1 protein-coding gene is annotated in these 1905 nt (G+C 69.8%); it reads right to left on the reverse strand.

The window, feature by feature from the left end; genetic code table 11:
• Positions 1–1905 (reverse strand): acetate--CoA ligase (acs, locus tag ACFUK0_RS40135; protein WP_380259032.1); only part of this gene is annotated, 1905 nt, incomplete at both ends.

The following is a 1905-nucleotide window of genomic DNA, read 5'->3' on the forward strand; positions in this document are numbered from 1 at the left end:
GGGCAGTTGGGACTGGATGAGGTTCATGACGCTGCTGTCGGCGAGGGTGGTGGTGTCGCCGACCTCGCGGCCTTCGGCGATGTCGCGGAGCAGGCGGCGCATGATCTTGCCGGAGCGGGTCTTGGGGAGTTCGCTGACGACCTTGATCTGCTTGGGCTTGGCGATCGGGCCGAGGGTGCGGCCGACGTGGGCGCGCAGTTCCTCGACGAGTTCGGGGCTGTCGGTGGCGGTGCCGCGCAGGATGACGAAGGCGACGATGGCCTGGCCGGTGGTGGCGTCGGTGGCGCCGACGACGGCGGACTCGGCGACGGAGGGGTGGCCGACGAGGGCGGACTCGACCTCGGTGGTGGAGATGTTGTGGCCGGAGACGAGCATGACGTCGTCGACGCGGCCGAGGAGCCAGATGTCGCCGTCCTGGTCCTTCTTGGCGCCGTCGCCGGCGAAGTAGCGGCCGGGGAAGCGGGACCAGTAGGTGTCGATGTAGCGCTGGTCGTCGCCCCAGATGGTGCGGAGCATGGAGGGCCAGGGTTCGGTGAGGACGAGGTAGCCGCCGGAGCCGTCGGGGACTTCGTTGGCCTCGTCGTCGACGACGGTGGCGGCGATGCCGGGCAGGGCGCGCTGGGCGGAGCCGGGCTTGGTGTCGGTGACGCCGGGGAGGGGGCTGATCATCATGGCGCCGGTCTCGGTCTGCCACCAGGTGTCGACGATGGGGGCGTTGGTGCCGCCGATGTGCTCGCGGTACCAGATCCAGGCTTCGGGGTTGATCGGTTCGCCGACGCTGCCCAGTACGCGCAGTGAGGTGAGGTCGAACTTCGCGGGGATGTCGTCGCCCCACTTCATGAACGTGCGGATGGCGGTGGGGGCGGTGTAGAGGATGCTGACCTTGTACTTCTGGATGATTTCCCAGAAGCGGCCCTGGTGGGGGGTGTCGGGGGTGCCTTCGTAGATGACCTGGGTGGCGCCGTTGGCGAGGGGGCCGTAGACGATGTAGGAGTGGCCGGTGACCCAGCCGATGTCTGCGGTGCACCAGTAGACGTCGGTGGCGGGTTTGAGGTCGAAGACGGCGTGGTGGGTGTAGGCGGCCTGGGTGAGGTAGCCGCCGGTGGTGTGGAGGATGCCCTTGGGCTTTCCGGTGGTGCCGGAGGTGTAGAGGATGAAGAGCGGGTGTTCCGCGTCGTGGGCCTCGGGGGTGTGCTGGGTGGACTGGCGGGCGGTGATGTCGTGCCACCAGACGTCGCGGCCTTCGGTCCAGGCGGTGTCCTGGCCGGTGCGGCGTACGACGAGGACGTGTTCGACGCCGGTGGTCCTGGTGAGGGCCTCGTCGATGGCGGGCTTGAGGGCGGTGGCCTTGCCGCGGCGGTAGCCGCCGTCGGCGGTGATGACGAGTTTGGCGTCGGCGTCCTGGATGCGGGAGGCGACGGCGTCGGCGGAGAAGCCGCCGAAGACGACGGAGTGGGTGGCGCCGATGCGGGCGCAGGCGAGCATCGCGATGACTGCTTCGGCGATCATGGGCAGGTAGATCGCGACGCGGTCGCCCTTGGTGACGCCGAGTTCGAGCAGGGCGTTGGCGGCCTGGGAGACCTCGTCCTTGAGCTGGGCGTAGGTGATGGCGCGGCTGTCGCCGGGCTCGCCCTCGAAGTGGATCGCGACGCGGTCGCCGTTGCCGGCCTCGACGTGCCGGTCGACGCAGTTGTGGGCGACGTTGAGCTTGCCGTCGGCGAACCACTTGGCGAAGGGCGGGTTGGTCCAGTCGAGCGTCTCGGTGGGCTCGACGGCCCAGTCGAGGCGGCGGGCCTGCTCGGCCCAGAAAGCGAGCCGGTCCTCGGAGGCCTGCGCGTACGCGGCCGCCGTGACGTTGGCCGCAGCCGCGAGCTCCGCGGGCGGAGCGAAACGCCGCTCCTCCTT

This window comes from Kitasatospora sp. NPDC057223 (assembly GCF_042669755.1).
GTDB lineage: Bacteria > Actinomycetota > Actinomycetes > Streptomycetales > Streptomycetaceae > Kitasatospora.